Genomic DNA, 17286 nt, shown 5'->3' with positions numbered 1-17286 from the left:
TTCCCGCGCCTCCGCGAGCGCTGGATATGCCACGGCTCATATGGTCTACTTCATATGCTGTGCAGAGCAGAGCGGGACGCTCTGGCAGACCGACCAATGGAGGGGACGAAGTGAACGCTCCGAGCAGCCCGGTGGACTCATCGAGCGTGGTGCAGCGACTCGGGCTCGAAGGCGTCGAGTCCGTCATGGAGATCGGCTTCGACACCGATGTCGACGCCACCTTGCGCAGCGCCGTCGTCGAGGCGGTCGGTGAACTCCTCGACGAGGACTCCGACGAGATCGTGGGCGCGGTCATCCTGTGGTGCCGAGAAGAGGACGGCGACCTGGTCGACCTCCTCCTCGACGCCCGCGACCCGCTCGCCGACGACGGCGTCGTCTGGCTCCTCACCCCCAAGGCGGGGCGGCCCGGCCACATCGAGCCCGCCGACATCGAGGAGTCCACGACCCTCGCCGGCCTCAAGTCGACGAAGACCCTGAACGCCTCCCCGGACTGGGTCGCGTCCCGCATGGTCGTCGCGCGGCGCTGAACCGCGGGCGCTGCTGAACGGCACTGTCGTGCGGAGGCATTGTCGTAAAACGGCACTGCCGTGGGTCGGCGTCGTCGGAAGGCACTGTCGTCAGAAGGCACTCTTGTCAGAAGGCACTGTCGCGCGGGTCCGCTTCGGGCGGGTCCGGTGACCGGGCTGCGCCGGTGGCGATAACGTTCAGCGCGTCAGCCAACACCGCCCTCTGCCGAGGGCCGCACCGCGAGGAGCGCGCATGCCGATCGAGACCGGAACCAAGGCCCCCGGCTTCACCCTGAAGGACCAGAACAACCAGGAAGTGAGCCTCGCCGACTTCCTCGGTGAGAAGCACGTCCTGCTCGTGTTCTACCCGTTCGCGTTCACCGGCGTCTGCGAGGGCGAGCTCTGCGGCATCCGGGACAACCTCGACGCCTACCAGAGCGACGAGGTCCAGGTCCTCAGCGTCTCCGTGGACTCCCCGTTCGCCCACAAGGTCTGGGCCAACCAGCAGGGCTTCGAGTTCCCGCTGCTCAGCGACTTCTGGCCGCACGGCGCGGTCGCCCAGGCCTACGGCGTCTTCAACGACGAGAAGGGCATGGCGAACCGCGGCACCTTCGTCATCGACAAGCAGGGCGTCGTCCGCTTCGCCGAGATGAACCTGCCCGGCGAGGCCCGTGACCAGGGCGCCTGGCAGAAGGCCCTGTCCGAGCTGGCCGCTTAGGACTGATCGCGAAGGCCGCCGGGGAAGCCCCCGGCGGCCTTTTCGCGTCTCAGTCCGCCTGAGTGCCGACCCGCGGGTCCGCCTCGCCCCACGGGCTCAGGAACACGTACATCACCATCGGGAACCGCTCGCGCAGGCGCGCCTCCAGCTCCCGGCAGGTCCGCTCGATCTGGTCGCCGCTCGCGCTGTCGCTGAAGTCGATCTTCGCCGCGATGATCACCGAGGTCGGGCCGAGCTGGAGCGTCAAGAGGTCCTGGACGGCCGTGATGTGCTCGCCCCCCTCGAGCTCGGACCGCACCGCCCCGCGGAAGCGCGGCGGCAGGCTCTTGCCGATGAGCAGCGAGACGTTCGCGTGGCCGAGCGTCACCGCGACGACGAGCAGGAGCACGCCGATGAGGATCGAGGCGGTGCCGTCGAACACCGGGTTCCCGGTGGCCTCGGTGAGCGCGAGGCCCGTCGCGGCCAGGACCAGGCCGATGAGCGCGGCGAGGTCCTCGAGGAACACGGCTTTGAGGCTCGTGTCCGGGGTGTGCCGCAGGAAGGTCCTCGGCCGCACCGACCAGCGCTCCGATTCGTGGCGCAGCTGCACGATCGTCCGTCCGAAGGAGACTGCTTCGAGGACGAACGAGATGCCCAGCACGATGTAGGAGAGCAGGAAGTCGCCCTCGGCGCCCTCGTGGAGCGAATGGAAGCCGTGCGTGATCGAGAACAGGCCGCCGGCCACGAACGTGAGGGCCGCCGCGAGCGCGGCCCACAGGTAGGCGGTACTGCCGTAGCCGAAGGGGTGCCGGTCGTCGGCGGGCTTCGCGCTGTTGCGCAGCGCGATGTAGAGCATGACCTGCGTGACGGTGTCGGCCGCCGAGTGCGCGGCCTCCGAGACCATCGCGGCCGAGCCGCCGAGGATGCCGGCGATGAGCTTCGCGAGCGCGATGCCGAGGTTCATGAGCGCGGCGACGAGCACGGTCAGGACGCTCTCGGAGTTCACGGTCGCCGCTTCATCGCTCACGGCTCCGAGCCTATGCGAGCCGGCAGCGCCGCGGCGACCGGTTCGCCCCTCAACCACACGGACGGGCCGGGCGCTGATCCCGCTGCGCCCGGCCCTGCCGATCGGTTCGCCCGCTGCCCGTTCTGAGCACTGGGCGGTCGTGCGCCTTGCGGCGCTCGCCTATTCGTACTCGGCGCTTCGCGGCCTGTCGGCCCTCGGCGCTGTGCCGCTATTCGGCGAAGCCCCACTCGCCCACGTTGTAGAAGACCCGCATGGTGGTGGCCCAGTTGTCGCGGACGTTCACGACGTCCTTGTCGACCATGACCAGCTGCGGGGTCCACGCCAGCGGCAGCTGCACCGACTGGTCGAGGGAGATCTGCGCGGCCTCGTTGTTGAGCTCGGCGGCGCGGTCGCGGTCGAGGGTCGTGGCGAGCTCGGCCACGATCGCGTCGACCCGGTCGTCCTGGAACCCGGTGTGGTTGCCCTCGCCCCAGTAGTCGGCCGCGGAGGAGGCGAACAGCGGGGTCTCGATCCAGGAGAACAGGATGAGGTCCCAGTCGCGGGCCTCGAGCACGGAGTTCAGCTCGCCGCCGGGGATCGGGTCGGTGGTGAGGTCGATGCCGAGGTCGCCCAGGTAGGTGATGACCAGGTCCTGGATGATCGGCGTGAAGGCCTCGCCCTCGATGCCGGTGCGGAAGCGCAGCGAGACCGGCTCGCCCTCAGGGGTGAGGAGCGCGTCGCCGTCCCAGGTGTAGCCGGCGTCCTCGAGGATCGCGCGGGCCGCCTCCTGGTCGCCCGAGCCGAGGCCGGAGTCGCCGATCTGGTCGGTGTGGAACTCCGAGCCGGGACGGAACAGCACGTTCGTCATCGTCTCGGTGCCCTCGAACGCGGTGCCGTAGGCGCGGGCGTTGATCTCGTCGGCGTCGATCGCGGTGAAGATCGCCCGGCGCAGCGGTTCGGCGGCCAGGAACGGGTTGTCGAAGTTCGCGTCGATGTGGGACCAGCCCGACTGGGGCGCGACGCTGTACTTCAGGTTCTCGTCGGCCGCGAGCTGGTCGAGGATCTCGGGGTCGAAGCTGGAGGGCGCGGCCCCGTCGATCGTGCCCTGCCGCAGCTCGGTCGCCATGGCGTCGGCGCCCTCGATGTACTTGAGCGTCAAGGAGTCCAGCGTCGACTGCTGCGAGCCCGTCCACTCGGGGTTCGGCACGTACTTCGCATAGTCGCCCAGCACGCCCTCGGTCATCCGGAACGGCCCGGCGCTGTAGTCGAGCGGCGGGTTCTCCGAGAAGTCGGCGACGGAAGCGGCCATCACGGCCGGGTCGGTGCGCCAGTCGGCGTGGCCGCGGGCCTCGGCGATGTGCGCGGGGTGGGTGATGACCTGCGCGGCGTACCACTCGGAGTCGAGGTAGCCGTCCTTGTAGGTGACGACGACGGTGTTCGCCACGCCCGGCTCGATCGAGGCCACATTGGACCCGTAGCTGGTGGCCGGGGTGCACCCGGCGCACTGGGCCTCGTCGGTCGACGTGGCCTTCCAGTGCCACAGGAAGTCGTCGATGCCGATCGGGGTGCCCTCGCCCCAGGTCGCCTCCGGCTTGAGGTGGTAGGCCACCGTCAGCGGCGCCTCTGAGACCAGTTCGGGCCCTTCGGAGTAGATCCCGTCGTTGTAGTGGATCTCGCCGGCCTGGTCGTACGTGAAGACCGTCGGGCGCAAAGGCTGGTTGATGATCGAGGTGGAGAGGCTGGAGCCGTAGATGTCGGCCTGGCCCCAGGCCTCCCATTTGCCGCCCACGGCCCAGGTCAGGTCGCCGCCTTCGGCGCGCGGACCGGAGTTGCAGGTGGTGGGTTCGGTCAGGCAGTCCTCGAAGCCGACGCCGGTGCCGGCGGCTTCGTCGCCGCCGCAGGCGGTGAGGCCCAGGGCGAGGACGGCGGACGCGGCGGCGAGGCTGGTGGCTCGCAGGCCGCGACGGGGTGCTTTCTCGGGCATAGCAGGCTCTTTCACGTCATACAGGGGGAAGTGCACACTCGCACGCATCACACCATAATGCCGCCCGAAAAGAAAGTCAACTAAAACGATAGGAATACTATTGTATTTCACAACGGACGGTCCCCCGGGCCGGGTCGCGCGGCGCATGCGACATGGGAAGGGGTCCGGTCATCCGGTGTTCACCGCGTCGAAATCGTTATCCGACGGCCTCTATCCAACCCTTTATCTATGGGTTAGATTTTGCCTTGTCTTAACTCGCGCCGGCGGCCCGCCGGCGTCCGAACCCCCCGACCGCAAGGAGGCGGAAGACATGGTGGACAAGGCTCATTGGCGCAAAGGCGCCGGGATCGCAGCGACGGCACTGCTCGCAGCGGCGGCCCTGGCGGCATGCGGCGGAGGCGAAGCCGAGGACGACGGCACCCTCAAGATGGTCGTCTGGGGCGGCGACCTCGACAAGGAGACCTACCAGGCCCGCATCGACCTCTACGAGGCGGCGAACCCCGACACCAAGATCGAACTCCAGCTGATCCCCGCGGACAAGTACGCGCAGAAGGTGCAGACGATGATCGCGGGCGGCGACGGCCCCGACATCATGCAGGTGGCCGAGAACGTCAACTCCTACTCGTCCAAGAGCCAGCTCCTGCCGCTCGACGAGTACATCGAGTCCGCCGGCCTGGACATGGAGCAGCGCTTCGGCCCCGTCGGCGACCTCTACACCTACGAGGACCAGACCTACGCGATCCCCGACCGCTCCGGCGCGATGATCCTCTACTACAACAAGGACCTGTTCGACGCCGCGGGCGTCGAGTACCCGACCGCCGCCTGGACCCAGGACGACGCCCAGGCCGCCATGGAGAAGCTGACCATCCCCGGTGAGCAGTGGGGCTTCTCGGGCGCGGGCTGGTGGGCCCAGTGGTGGAGCTTCGCCTACCAGAACGGCGGGCAGATCATCGACGACAGCGGCCAGCCCACGGTCAACTCCCCTGAGGTCGTCCAAGCCCTCCAGTGGGCCAACGACCTGCAGTACAAGTACCACTACGCCCCGACCGCGACCGAGTACGCGGACATGGGCCCGGACATGGGCGGCGACCCCGCCTTCGCCGCGGGCACCGTCGCGATGAACGCCACCGGCTTCTGGGGCATCGGCGGGCTCATCGAGTCCGACATCAACTGGGGCATCGCCCCGATGTGGGGCGGCCAGGAGCAGGCGGTCTCCGCCTTCGGTTCCGGCCTGTCCATCACCCGCGACTCGGAGAACCCCGAGAAGGCGTTCGAAGCCATCGACTTCCTCACCGACGTCGAAGCGCAGACCGTCATCATCGACAAGGCCCAGGACGTCCCGGCCAACCTCGAAGTGCAGCAGTCCGACGCCTTCCTCAAGCCCGCCTGGGCCCCCGAGGGCCTGAACATGGGCGCCTTCGGCGAGTCCTCCGAGTTCATCTTCCGCGCCCCGTTCATCCCGGAGTGGAACGAGATGCAGGCGGCCTTCGACGACAACCTCGGCACCTTCTGGAACGAGGGCGGCGACGCGCAGACCGAGCTGGACAAGGTCCAGACCCAACTCGAGTCGATCATCGAGTAGGACGCTCCGATGTCGAACGTCGTCGTCGACGAAGCCCCCGGCGCCGCGCGCGAGTCGCGCGGCGCCGGGAGGCGTCGCCCCAAGATGTCCAAGCGGCGCAGGAAGGAGGCCCTCTTCTTCTGGCTCTTCATCTCGCCGTGGCTGATCGGATTCGTCGGGTTCCTGCTCGGCCCCATGATCGCCTCCGTCTACATCTCGCTGACGGAATGGGACTCCTTCACGCCGCCCGAATGGGTCGGCCTGGACAACTACGCCAAGGCGCTCACCGAGGACCCCATCTTCTGGAAGGCCCTCTGGAACACCTTCTTCTACTCGGCGATCTCCGTCCCGCTCGGCCTCATCATCGGCGTGTGGCTGGCGAACCTGCTCAACAAGCGCATTCGCGGCCGCAAGCTCTTCCGCACCTTCATCTACCTGCCCACGCTCGTCCCGCTCGTCGCGACCGCCATGGTCTTCAAGATGGTGCTCGCGCCCTCCGGCCCGCTCAACGACATGCTCGGCTGGTTCGGCATCGACGGGCCCGAGTGGCTGCTCAGCACCACCTGGATCAAACCGGCGCTGGTCATCCTGTCCGTGTGGGGCGCGGGCGGCGCCACGGTGCTCCTGCTCTCGGCCATGAACGGCATCCCGCGCGAGCTGTACGAAGCCGCCGAGATCGACGGCGCCAGCCCTTGGCGCCAGTTCTGGTCCGTCACGTTCCCGCAGATCACCCCGGTGATCTTCTTCAACCTCATCATGGGGCTGATTGGGGCGTTCCAGATCTTCTCGCAGGTCTACATCCTCGCCCCCGGCGGCAACGTCGGCGGCCCCGACAACGCCAGCCAGATGGTCGTGACGCTCCTGTTCCAGGAGGCGTTCTCCTTCTACCACTTCGGTTACGCCTCTGCCGTCGCCTGGCTGCTCTTCGTCGTGATCCTGCTGCTCACGCTGATCGCGTTCCGGACCGCCGGCAAGTGGGTCTTCTACGAGACGGAGGTGAAGTGATGGCCGCCGTCACGCCGACCACCACACCCGCGCACACGGCCCCGAACGGCCGCAAGAAGAAAGACCCGGGCGACCACGCCCAGAAGCGGCTCTCGGCCTTCAAGGCCTCGCCCGCCACCTACGCGGTGCTGCTCGTCGTCTCCGCGATCTTCTTCGTGCCGTTCGTCCTCATGATCTCGATCTCGCTGGCGAGCGACCTGACCAGTTCGCAGAACGCGTTCACGGTCATCCCGAGCGAGTTCGAGTGGCGGAACTTCACCGACGTCTTCACCGCGACCGGGCTGCCCGTGGGGCGGTTCATCACCAACTCGGTCGTCATCGCGACCCTGTCCGCGGTGGGCCAGGTGGTCTCGTCCTCGCTCGTCGGCTACGCCTTCGCGCGGCTGCGCGCCCCGGGGAAGAACTTCATGTTCATCCTCGTGCTCGCCACCATGATGATCCCCGCGCAGATCACGATGATCCCGCAGTTCCTGCTGTTCAAGGAGCTCGGCTGGGTCAACACGTACCTGCCGCTCATCATCCCGAACTTCTTCACCAACGCGTTCAACGTGTTCCTGGTGCGGCAGTTCGTCTCCCGCATCTCCGGGGACCTCGACGAGGCCGCGCAGATGGACGGGCTCGGCTACTTCGGCGTGTACCGCAAGATCATCCTGCCGATGATGTGGCCGATCCTCACCGCCATCGCGATCTTCACGCTCACGCACGCGTGGGGCGACTTCATGGGCCCGCTCATCTACCTCAACGCCGAGAACCAGATGCCGCTCGCGCTGGGCCTCCAGTACATGACGAGCACCAGCAACGCGATGCAGCTGCCGCCGTGGAACCTCATCATGGTCGGGTCGATCATGCTGACCCTGCCGATGATCGTCATCTACTACCTCGGCCAGAAGTACCTCTACGAAATGAACCTCCAAGGTGGAAGTGCTGGTGTGAAGTGACTGATCCGTCCACCGCGACCGTCCGGCTCGGACGCTCTGGGCTCGTCCTCGACGACCGCGAGGAGACCCTGCTCTGCGCCTCGCTGTTCTACTTCCGGCTGCCCCGCGAGGTCTGGGAGGCCCGGCTCGCGCAGGTCCGCGCCACCGGGTACCGGGCGATCGACGTCTACCTTCCCTGGAACTTCCACGAGACCGCCCCGGGCGAGTGGGACTTCGAAGGGCGGCGCGACGTCGGCGCGTTCCTCGACCTCGCGCACGAGGCCGGCCTCGCCGTCATCGCCCGCCCCGGCCCGTACATCTGCTCCGAATGGGACGGCGGCGCGCTGCCGGCATGGCTCGCGCTCGAAGACGGACTCGCACTGCGCCAAGCGGAACCGAAGTTCCTCGCCCAGGTGCAGGGCTGGTTCGACCAGGCGATGCCGCTCCTCGCCGAGCGCCAGTGGGGCCGCGGCGGCAGTGTGGTGGCCGTGCAGTTGGAGAACGAGCTCGACTTCTTCGACACGCACGACCGCCACGCCTACTTCACCGCCCTGCGGGACATGGCGACCGGCCACGGCATCGACGTGCCGCTCATCGCCTGCGCCGGCCAGGGCGACCTGATCGGCGCCACGGGCGGCGTCGACGGCGTCGCACCAGCGTTCAACTTCTACCCCGACGACCGCTCGCCGTTCGTCGAGGCCGAAGTGCGCCACTACGCCGATCTCCTGGGCGCCAAGGGCCTCCCGCTGCTCGTCACCGAGACCAACCGGGCCCACGCCACGCTGCGCCGCCTCATGGCCAGCGGCGCGACCCTGCTCGCGCCGTACCTCCAGGCGTCCGGCTACGACCTCGGGTACACGCCCTCGGTCGGCAACTGGGGCGACCCCGGCGGGTTCATGACCCACGACTACGACTTCGGCGGGTTCCTGTCCCCGGTCGGCGAAGCGCGGCCCGAGACCGCCGACGCCCGCGCGCTGGCGGCACTCGCCCGCACGCTCGGCCCGGCACTCGCCCGCGCGACCACCACTGCCGCGCAAGGGATCAGCGTGGATGTTCCCACCAGTGACTCCCCGTCGATGCTGCTGCTCGACGGCGGCGGCACGCTGACGGGCGTCCCGAACCTCGGCGAGGAGCCGGGCAAGGCGACCTTCGCCGATGCGCACGGCGAGACCGTGATCGAGCTGGCCCCGGGCTCGTGTGCGCTGGTCACCCGCGACCTGCCGCTCGCGCGGTTCGGCCTGCCGGGCACGCTGCGCTTCTGCTCGGCGGACCTCGTGAACGCGGGGCCCGAAGGCCTCGTGGTCGCTTCCAGGGGCGCGAGCACGGCCGTGGTCGAGACCGAGGACGGCCAGGTCGTCACCGGCACGCACACCGCCGAACCCGGCGAGCGCGTCACCATGACCGTGTCATCCGGCGCGAAGCAGTGGACGATCACCTTCATCCACACCGACGACGTCCCGGCCCCCGGAGGCGAGCGGATCGTGCTCGAAACCCTTGCGGCCGAACCGGAGACCCTCACCGAGGCGTTCCGGCTCGACCTCGAGACCCGCACCGGCGCGACCGAGGCCCACGAGCTCGCACCGAGCTCCGAGGCCGTCGGCGTCTACCGCGGCCGCACGCACTACGCCACCGCGGTCGAAGGCCTCGGCGAGCTGCTCATCGAAGGCGCGAGCGACATCGTCGACCTCGCGCTCGACGGCACCGCCCTGCCGAGCATCGCGAAGTTCGGCGCCACCGTGCGGATCCCGCTCGCGGGCGCCTCGCGGCTCGACGCCACCGTGGAGACCTGGGGCCACGCGAACTTCGACGACTCGCGCCTGCCCGGCCTCGCGATCGGGTCGCTGCGCGGCCTCGGCCGCGTCTGGGCGATCGCGTCCAGCGAGGACGTCACGGCACTGTGGACCGTCGACGGCGGCGAGCAGTGGGCCGGCGACCCCGCCCCCGTGCGGACCCTCGCGGGCTGGAGCAGCACCCGGATCGGACGCCCGGTCACGTACCGGCGCGCCCTGCCGGTGGACGGCACCGGCCACTACGCGCTGCACCTCGACGGTCTCAAGACGCCGTGCGAGATCACCGTGGACGGCGCCTCGCGCATCGTGAGCCCGAACGACCCGTGGGTGCACCTCGCCCCCGGCGAAGGCCGTGCAGTGGCGATCACCATGCCGCACTGGCCGGTCGACAGCGGCGGTGCGACCCTGCTGCGCCTGGAGGCTGTGCGAGACTGGCAGGTCGAGGCGCAAGCCGACCATGCCCTGCTCGCGCTGTCCGAGAAGGACAGTGCGGGAACGGCGGTCGGGCTGCCGCTCGAGCTCGCTCCGGGGGAGGAGGCGTGGCTCGACGTGGCCGTCCCGTCCGGCGGGTGCTCCCTGCGGTTCGAGGGCGCGCAGGTGCGCGTCAGCGCGTTCACACGCGGCGAACTGCTCGGGCGCGTGTGGCTCGAGGACGCGGCCCGGCCGAAGTTCACCGGCGGGGACCCCGGTCGACTGTGGATTCCGGGATCATGGAACACCGGCGCGGTGCGCCTGCTGGTCCACGGCACCGCCGGCGGGGAACGGCCGCGCCTCGCGCGCGTCACCGCCGCCGCCTCGCCGGAATGACCTCAGGGGGCGTCCGGTGGTCCCGACCGGCCCGCACCCGGCCGGGACCACCGGGCACCCCAGTAGCTGCACAGGAGATCCACATGGCCGTCACCAGGCGCACCTCGCGCGACATCCGCAGCGAGTCGCGGCTCGACGTGCTGCACGCGCTGCTGGCGGCGGGCGAGGCGAGCCGGGGCGACCTCGCCGCCTCGACCGGCCTGAGCAACGCGACGGTGGCCACGGTGGTCAGCGACCTGCTCGAAGGCGGCATCGTCACCGAGGCCCGCCGCACCGGCGGACGCATCGGGCGGCCCACGACCAGATTGCGGCTCAACGGAAGCCGCGGCCGGATCGTGGGCGTCGACGTCGCCGAGACCTATGTGCGCGCGACCGTGTTCGACTCCGCGCTCGACGAACTCGCCTCCGCCGAGGTCGCCACCGACGAGCGCGAGGACGAGCACGACTACGTCGCCGACGCCATCGTGAGCGCCCTGGACCTCGCCCTCGAGCAGAGCACGCTCGAAGGCGCCCCCGCCACCCGCGACGACGTGCTCGGCGTCGGCATCTCGCTCCCCGGCGGCATGCAGCGCCGGGCCGAGGTCGCCGTCGTCGTCCCGAACGCGCCCTGGCTCCACGTCGACCTGCTGCGCGAGCGCATCGGCCTGCCCATGGTCGTCGACAACCCGCTCAAGGCGATCGCCACCGCCGAGCTCTGGTTCGGCGAGGGCCGGCGCCACAAGAGCATGATCACCGTCAACCTCGGCACCGGCGTCGGCGCCGGGATCGTCCTCGAAGGCACGATCCTGCGCGGCGCGCAGAACGGCGCGGGGGAGTGGGGCCACAGCCTCCTCGCCCTCGACGGCCGCCGGTGCCGCTGCGGCCGTTCAGGATGCGTCGAGGCCTATGTGGGCGCGGCGGGCATCCAGCAGACCCTCGCGGCGATCGCCCCGGACCACCCGCTCGCCGCCGTCCCGATGCAGCGCGAGTTCATCGGCGCCTTCGCCGCCGCGCTCGAAGCCCCGGCGCACCCGGCGCTCACCGAGACCCTCGAACTCACCGCCCGGTACCTCGGCTCCGCGATCGCCGACCTCTGCGCGATCGTCAACCCCGAGATGATCACCCTCACCGGCTGGACCGCCTGGGCCCTCGGCGACCACCTCGTGCCGGCCGTGCGCCGCCGCGTGCTCGAGGAGGCCCCCGGCGACTCCGCCTCCGACCTCGCGATCGAGGTCTCCACCGTGCGCGGCAACTCCGTCGCCACGGGCATCGCGACCATCGCGTTGGAGCGCTTCCTCGGCGACGTCGGGCTCGTGACCACCCGGGTCCCCACGGCCATCTGACCCCGCCCGCGTGTCGGAGCCGGATGGGAGACTGCGGGCATGGAGAAGTACGACGTCAAGAAGGCCCACAAGCAGCTGTACTCGCCCCCGAAGGGCGCGTTCGCCGTCGTCGAGGTGCCCGAGTTCCGGTACCTCGCGGTCGACGGCAAGGGCGACCCGAACACCGGCGCCGCCTACGCGGACGCCGTCGCGGCCCTCTACGGCACGGCGTACACGCTGAAGTTCGCCAGCAAGCGGACCCTCGGCCGCGACTTCGTGGTCGCCCCCATGGAAGGGCTCTGGCGGGCCGACGACCCGGCCGTGTTCCTCACCCGCGAGAAGAGCGCCTGGGAGTGGACCATGATGATCGGCCAGCCCGAGTGGATCACCCAGGAGATGGTCGTGGCCGCCGCGGGCGAGGCCGCCGCGAAGCACCCGAACCCGGCCTTCGAGCAGCTGCGCCTGGTCGCCTTCACCGAAGGCCTCTGCGTCCAGACCCTGCACCTCGGCTCGTACGAGTCCGAGACACCCGTCCTGCAGCGCCTGCACGACCACTACCTGCCGCACAACAAGCTCACCTTCAACGGCGACCACCACGAGATCTACCTCAGCGACGCCCGCCGCACCGCGCCCGCCAAGCTCAGGACCATCCTGCGCCAGCCCGTCAAGCCCGTGGAGTGAGCCGCGGCCCCCGGGGTACCCCCGGGGGCATGAAGTCGCCGCTGGTCCTGCCCGAGTCCTACTGGATCGCCTCCACCGAGGCCACGACCTACCCGGCCGCCGAAGGCCCGGTGACCACGGACGTCGCCGTCGTCGGCGGCGGCATAGCGGGACTGTGCACGGCCTGGGAGCTGGCCCGCGCGGGCCGCTCGGTCACGGTGCTGGAGGCCGACCGGATCGCCGCCGCCGTCACCGGCAACACCACGGCCAAACTCAGCGCGCAGCACGCCGCCGTCTACGCGCACCTGCGGGACGGCTTCGGCAGCGCGGCCGCCCGCGACTACGCGGAGGCGCAGACCAGCGCCATCACCCGCGTCGCCGAGATCGCCGCCGAACTCGGGATCGACTGCGACCTCGAGCGCGCACCCTCCTACGTCTACACCGAGACCGAGGACGGCGTCGCGGCGCTGCGCGATGAGGCCGACGCCGCCCGCGAAGCGGGCCTTCCCGCTTCGTTCACGACCGAGACCGGCCTCCCGTACCCCGTCGCGGGCGCCGTCCGGGTCGAGGACCAGGCCCAGTTCCACCCGCGCCGCTTCCTCCTCGCGCTGGCCGCGGATCTGACCGCGCAGGGCGGCAGGATCTTCGAGCAGTCGCGCGTGACCGGCCTCGACGACTCGAAGTCCAGGGACGGCGGGCACGTCCTCGCGCTCGCGGGCGGCGGCGAGGTCCGCTGCGAGCAGGTCGTGATCGCCACCCAGTTCCCGGTGATCGACCGCGTCAAGCTCTTCGCGCGGCTCACACCCCGCCGCGAACTGGTGGTCGCCGGGGCGATCCCCGAGGCGGCGGACCCCGGCGGCATGTACCTCACGACCGAGCACGCCACCCGCTCGGTGCGCACCGCCCCGTACGGCGACGGGCGGCGCCTGCTCATCGTCACCGGCGAGGCGTTCACGCCCGGCGACGCCGGCACCGCCGAGCGGCTCGAGCGGCTGACCGCGTGGGCGACCGACCGGTTCGGGCTCGAGTCGGTCGAATACCGCTGGGCCGCACAGGACTACACGACCACCGACCGGGTCCCGTTCGTCGGCGAAGTCTCAGGAGAGGACGGCGTGTACGTCGCCTGCGGCTTCGGCGGCTGGGGGATGAGCAACGGCGTCGCGGCCGCGCGCACCATCGCCGAGACGATGGCGGGCGAGCCGCCGCGGTGGGCCGGGCTGTTCGGCCCCGGGCGCTTCCACCTGCTGCGCGAGGGCGGCAAGCTCGCCGCGGCCCAGTCGAAGGTCGTGAAGCACTTCATCGGCGACCGCCTGCCGCACGCCGCCCCGTCCGAGCCCGAGGATCTCGCGCCCGGCCAGGGCGCGGTGATGCGCATCGAGGGCGCGCTCCGGGCCGTCTACCGGGACGAGGACGGCGGCCTGCACACCCTGTCGGCCACGTGCACCCACCTCGGCTGCGTCGTCGGCTTCAACGACGCCGAGCGCAACTGGGAGTGCCCGTGCCACGGCTCGCGCTTCGCCACCAGCGGCGCCGTCCTCCAGGGCCCGGCGGCCGCGCCGCTGGAGGCGCACCCGCACCACTGACCCGTGACCGGCCTCATGATGCCGCCGGCCCGCCGCCGAGGTATGTTTCGTTAATTAGCGAAATAGCGAAGGGGGCGAACGTGATCGACGAGTGCAAGGCCCTCTCCAACGAGACGCGCCTGCGCATCCTCAACTGGCTCAAGGACCCCGAAGCCCACTTCCCGTGCGGGGACACGGCGGAGCTGGGCGTCTGCGCGGGCCTGATCCAGCAGAAGACCGGCGCCTCCGCCTCCACCGTCTCCGCGCACCTCGCGGTCCTCCAGCGGGCCGGGTTCCTCCAGGCCACCAGGCGCGGCCAGTGGATCTACTACCGCCGCGACGAGGCGCGCATCCGCGCGTTCGCCGAAGACCTCCACCACACGCTCTGAGAAAGGCCCCCGACCATGCCCGCACTGTCGATCCTCGACCTGGCGCCGATCGCGCCGGGACGCTCCGCGCGCGAAAGCCTCGCGGCGAGCGTCGAACTCGCCCGCGCCGCCGAACGCAGCGGCTACCGGCGGGTCTGGTACGCCGAGCACCACAACATGCCGACCATCGCCTCCAGCGCCACGAGCGTCGTCATCGGCCACGTCGCCGAGCACACCGACTCCATCCGCCTCGGCGCCGGCGGCATCATGCTGCCCAACCACTCCCCGCTGGTCATCGCCGAGCAGTTCGGCACCCTCGCGACCCTCTTCCCCGGCCGCATCGACCTCGGCCTGGGCCGCGCGCCCGGCACCGACCGCCAGACCATGCGCGCCATCCGCCGCGACGCGACCTCCGCGGACACGTTCCCGCAGGACGTGCTCGAACTCCAGGGCTACCTGAGCGGGCAGTCGCGGGTGCCTGGGGTGCAGTCCGTGCCCGTCCCGGACACCGAAGTGCCCCTGTACCTCCTGGGCTCCTCGCTCTTCGGCGCGCAGCTCGCCGCGCAGCTCGGCCTGCCGTACGCGTTCGCCTCCCACTTCGCGCCGGACGCGCTGTTCGAGGCGGTCGCCGCCTACCGCGAGGAGTTCCAGCCCTCGGACCAGCTCGAGCGGCCGTACGTGATCGCCGGCGTGAACGTCTTCGCCGCCGAGGACCGCGCCGAGGCCGAGGCCCAGCGCGAGATCTCCTACCGCAACCGGACCCGCGCGTTCATCAAGCGCGGCCAGGGCGGCCAGGAGTTCAGCGACGCCGAGGTGGACGCGTTCCTCGCCTCCGCGGGCGGGCAGCAGCTCGCGTCGATGACCAAGTACACCGCCACCGGCTCCCCTGAGGACGTGCGCACCTACCTCGAGGCGTTCGCCCAGTCCGTGCGCGCCGACGAGCTCATCACCGCCCACCACGCCCAGGAGGTCCCCGACCGCATCCGCTCGGTCGAGCTCACCGCGAAGGCCATGGGCCGCCACTAGAACGAAGCGAAGCGCCGGGCCGTGGCCCGGCGCTCCGGCACGTTCAGGCGTACTGCTCCGCGGCGACGTGCAGCGCCGCGATGAACGCCGTGGTCGCCGGCGGGTCGGGTGGTTCGCCGTAGGTGACGAGGTGGATCCGGCGGGAGCGGTCGATCTCGGTCGCCTCGATGTCGTCCCGGCGGTGGGTCCGCAGGGCCAGGCCCGGGGCCGTGGTCACGCCGAGGCCGGTCGCGACCAGCGCCTGCTGGACGATGATCTCGTCACTGGTGTAGGCGATCTCGGGGGTGAACCCGGCCGCCTCGCACAGCTCGAGGAGCTCCTGGCGGCAGCGCACGCACCCGCCGATCCACGCCGAACGGCGGTGGTCGAGCAGCGTGTCGCCCGCCCGCGCGCTGAGCAGGTACATCGGGTCGTCGAAGAGGTGCACGCCGCGGATGTCGCCGGGCAGGTCCTCCTCGTACCGGAACACCACGGCCGCATCGACCTCGCCGGTGCGCAGCATCTCCATCGCCGCCACAGGATGGGCGTCGACCAGCTGCAGCTGGATGCCCGGATGGTCCCGGCGCAGCGCCGCCGCGGCCTCCGGCACGAGCGTGCTCAGCGCCGACTGGAACCCGGCCACCCGCACCCGGCCGGTCCGCAGGCCCACCATGGCCTCGAGCTCGGCCTCGGCCGCATCGACGCGGCCGATGATCTCGGCGGCGCGGCGCGCCAGCAGCTCGCCCTCAGGGGTGAGCCGGATGCCGCGGCCGACGCGCTGCACCAGCCGGGCGCCGGTCTCGGCCTCGAGTCGGGCGAGGTGGTGGCTCACCGACGGCTGCGCGTAGTGGAGGTGCTTGGCGGCCTTGGTGACCGAGCCGTGCGCGGCGACCGCCGCGAGGACCCGGAGCCGCACCAGATCGAGCATGTATCAATGGTATCTATAGGTTTCCACGTGATCTGGCATTGGACTGATGGATCGATCCGTAGGAGGCTGAAACCATGACAGCCATCATCACCGCGACACCCGCACTGACCGATGTCACCACCGCGGTCCGCGCCGCGCTCCGCAACGCCGCCGACTGGGACGAGGCCGCCCGCGCGGTCGCCGACGGGCTCCGCCCGGTCCTGCCCGGCCCCGAACTCCTCACCCCCGAGCAGCGCCTCGGCGACCCGGACGGACCCACCGGGCACGTCCTGCACGCCGAGCCCGACGGCAGCTTCTCCGTGACCGCCGTGATCTGGCGGCCGGGCCAGACCACGCGGATCCACGACCACATCACCTGGTGCGTCGTCGGCGTCCTCCAAGGCGTCGAGCACGAGGAGCTCTTCGACGAGCACCTCAACCGGATCGGCGCGGGCGACAACCGGCCCGGCGAGGTCAACGGCTTCGCCCCGCCCGGCGACATCCACCGGATCGTCAACACCGGCACCGAGACCGCGATCTCGCTCCACATCTACGGCACCGACCTCACTAGGGTGGGCAGCAGCGCCCGCCGCTACTACGAGCCCGCGCACGCGGAGAAGTGAGCCTTTCCCATGACACTGAAGCGCATGGACCACGTCGGCATCGTCGTCGAGGACCTTCCCGCCGCGATCGAGTTCTTCGTCGCGCTCGGCATGGAACTGGTCGGCCAGGCGCCCGTGGGCGGCGAGTGGGCGGACAAGCTCACCGCGCTGGAGGGCCTGAGGGCCGACATCGCGATGCTGCGGACCCCGGACGGCCACGGCCAGGTCGAGCTCTCGACGATCCACCACCCGAAGGCCGTGAGCCCGGCGCCCTGGGAACCGGTGAGCACGCCGGGCATCCCGCGCCTCACGTTCGTCATCGACAACGTCGACGACGCCTTCGCCCGGCTGCGGCCCCACGGCGCCGAACTCGTCGGCGAGGTGGCGCAGTACGAGGACATCCTCCGCTACGCCTACGTCCGCGGCCCCGCCGGCGTCATCGTCGGCCTGGTCGAGGAGCTCGGCTGAACCACTACGCATTGCGGACCCGCAAGGGCCGCCGACGCGCATCGGCGTCGGCGGCCCTTCCGCATTCCCGGCGGTGTTCCGGGTCACGATCTGCATGATGTATCAATAATTTACTTGGCTAGCCACACATTTCTCGCTAC

The 17286-nt window shown here is 70.5% G+C and carries 16 protein-coding genes; 13 read left to right on the top strand and 3 right to left on the bottom strand.

Going from position 1 to position 17286, the window contains the following annotated elements; all coding sequences use genetic code 11:
- Positions 1 to 110: 110 nt before the first annotated feature.
- Positions 111 to 527 carry a DUF3052 domain-containing protein gene (locus tag O2L52_RS04590; protein ID WP_270114146.1) on the top strand — a complete coding sequence of 139 codons (417 nt, stop codon included), beginning with the start codon at positions 111 to 113 and terminating at the stop codon, positions 525 to 527.
- A gap of 232 nt (positions 528 to 759) precedes the next feature.
- Complete coding sequence (locus O2L52_RS04585; RefSeq protein WP_270114145.1) at positions 760 to 1224, top strand: peroxiredoxin; 465 nt, start codon at positions 760 to 762, stop codon at positions 1222 to 1224.
- Between the two features lie 49 nt (positions 1225 to 1273).
- Here O2L52_RS04585 and O2L52_RS04580 read toward each other — a convergent pair whose 3' ends face one another.
- Positions 1274 to 2230: a cation diffusion facilitator family transporter gene (locus O2L52_RS04580; protein WP_270114144.1), complete on the bottom strand. Its 957-nt coding sequence runs from the start codon at positions 2228 to 2230 to the stop codon at positions 1274 to 1276.
- Between the two features lie 208 nt (positions 2231 to 2438).
- On the bottom strand, positions 2439 to 4193 hold the full coding sequence (locus tag O2L52_RS04575; RefSeq protein ID WP_270114143.1) for an ABC transporter substrate-binding protein: 1755 nt from the start codon (positions 4191 to 4193) through the stop codon (positions 2439 to 2441).
- 310 nt (positions 4194 to 4503) lie between these two features.
- On the opposite strand from O2L52_RS04575, the gene O2L52_RS04570 reads away from it, so the two are divergent.
- The 9 genes from O2L52_RS04570 to O2L52_RS04530 all read left to right on the top strand — a co-directional run bounded on the left by O2L52_RS04570 (position 4504) and on the right by O2L52_RS04530 (position 15190).
- On the top strand, positions 4504 to 5775 hold the full coding sequence (locus O2L52_RS04570; RefSeq protein ID WP_270114142.1) for an ABC transporter substrate-binding protein: 1272 nt from the start codon (positions 4504 to 4506) through the stop codon (positions 5773 to 5775).
- A gap of 84 nt (positions 5776 to 5859) precedes the next feature.
- The gene (locus tag O2L52_RS04565) at positions 5860 to 6759 is read left to right on the top strand and encodes a carbohydrate ABC transporter permease (RefSeq protein ID WP_344472577.1); all 900 of its coding nucleotides are present in this window, start codon (positions 5860 to 5862) and stop codon (positions 6757 to 6759) included.
- Positions 6759 to 7697: a carbohydrate ABC transporter permease gene (locus O2L52_RS04560; protein ID WP_270114140.1), complete on the top strand. Its 939-nt coding sequence runs from the start codon at positions 6759 to 6761 to the stop codon at positions 7695 to 7697. The genes O2L52_RS04565 and O2L52_RS04560 overlap by 1 nt, the downstream gene beginning before the upstream one ends.
- A complete protein-coding gene (locus O2L52_RS04555; protein ID WP_270114139.1) occupies positions 7694 to 10273 on the top strand; it encodes a beta-galactosidase in 2580 nt (859 codons plus the stop codon). Before O2L52_RS04560 ends, O2L52_RS04555 begins: the two co-directional genes overlap by 4 nt.
- A gap of 83 nt (positions 10274 to 10356) precedes the next feature.
- Complete coding sequence (locus tag O2L52_RS04550) at positions 10357 to 11595, top strand: ROK family transcriptional regulator (protein ID WP_270114138.1); 1239 nt, start codon at positions 10357 to 10359, stop codon at positions 11593 to 11595.
- A 39-nt stretch (positions 11596 to 11634) separates the two neighbouring features.
- Entirely contained in the window at positions 11635 to 12255 is a 621-nt protein-coding gene (locus O2L52_RS04545; RefSeq protein ID WP_270114137.1) for a GyrI-like domain-containing protein, read from the top strand.
- A 29-nt stretch (positions 12256 to 12284) separates the two neighbouring features.
- Positions 12285 to 13817, top strand: a complete 1533-nt coding sequence (locus O2L52_RS04540; protein ID WP_270114136.1) for an FAD-dependent oxidoreductase — start codon at positions 12285 to 12287, stop codon at positions 13815 to 13817.
- A gap of 80 nt (positions 13818 to 13897) precedes the next feature.
- Positions 13898 to 14185: an ArsR/SmtB family transcription factor gene (locus tag O2L52_RS04535; RefSeq protein ID WP_270114135.1), complete on the top strand. Its 288-nt coding sequence runs from the start codon at positions 13898 to 13900 to the stop codon at positions 14183 to 14185.
- 15 nt (positions 14186 to 14200) lie between these two features.
- Positions 14201 to 15190 (top strand): LLM class flavin-dependent oxidoreductase, encoded by a 990-nt coding sequence (locus O2L52_RS04530; protein WP_270114134.1) that lies wholly within the window; start codon positions 14201 to 14203, stop codon positions 15188 to 15190.
- A gap of 43 nt (positions 15191 to 15233) precedes the next feature.
- On the opposite strand, the gene O2L52_RS04525 is transcribed toward O2L52_RS04530, so the two are convergent.
- Positions 15234 to 16097 (bottom strand): LysR family transcriptional regulator, encoded by an 864-nt coding sequence (locus tag O2L52_RS04525; protein WP_270114133.1) that lies wholly within the window; start codon positions 16095 to 16097, stop codon positions 15234 to 15236.
- A 74-nt stretch (positions 16098 to 16171) separates the two neighbouring features.
- Here O2L52_RS04525 and O2L52_RS04520 point away from each other — a divergent pair, with 74 nt between their 5' ends.
- Together O2L52_RS04520 and O2L52_RS04515 are read left to right on the top strand one after the other, a co-directional pair.
- On the top strand, positions 16172 to 16699 hold the full coding sequence (locus tag O2L52_RS04520) for a cysteine dioxygenase family protein (RefSeq protein ID WP_270114132.1): 528 nt from the start codon (positions 16172 to 16174) through the stop codon (positions 16697 to 16699).
- Between the two features lie 9 nt (positions 16700 to 16708).
- Positions 16709 to 17146 carry a VOC family protein gene (locus O2L52_RS04515; RefSeq protein ID WP_270114131.1) on the top strand — a complete coding sequence of 146 codons (438 nt, stop codon included), beginning with the start codon at positions 16709 to 16711 and terminating at the stop codon, positions 17144 to 17146.
- Positions 17147 to 17286 lie beyond the last annotated feature (140 nt).

It is taken from the genome of Glycomyces algeriensis, assembly GCF_027622855.1.
In the GTDB taxonomy this organism is placed as follows: Bacteria; Actinomycetota; Actinomycetes; order Mycobacteriales; family Micromonosporaceae; genus Glycomyces; species Glycomyces algeriensis.
The sequence above is the reverse complement of the archived record's forward strand: the minus strand, read 5'-3'. Positions and strand labels throughout refer to the sequence as shown.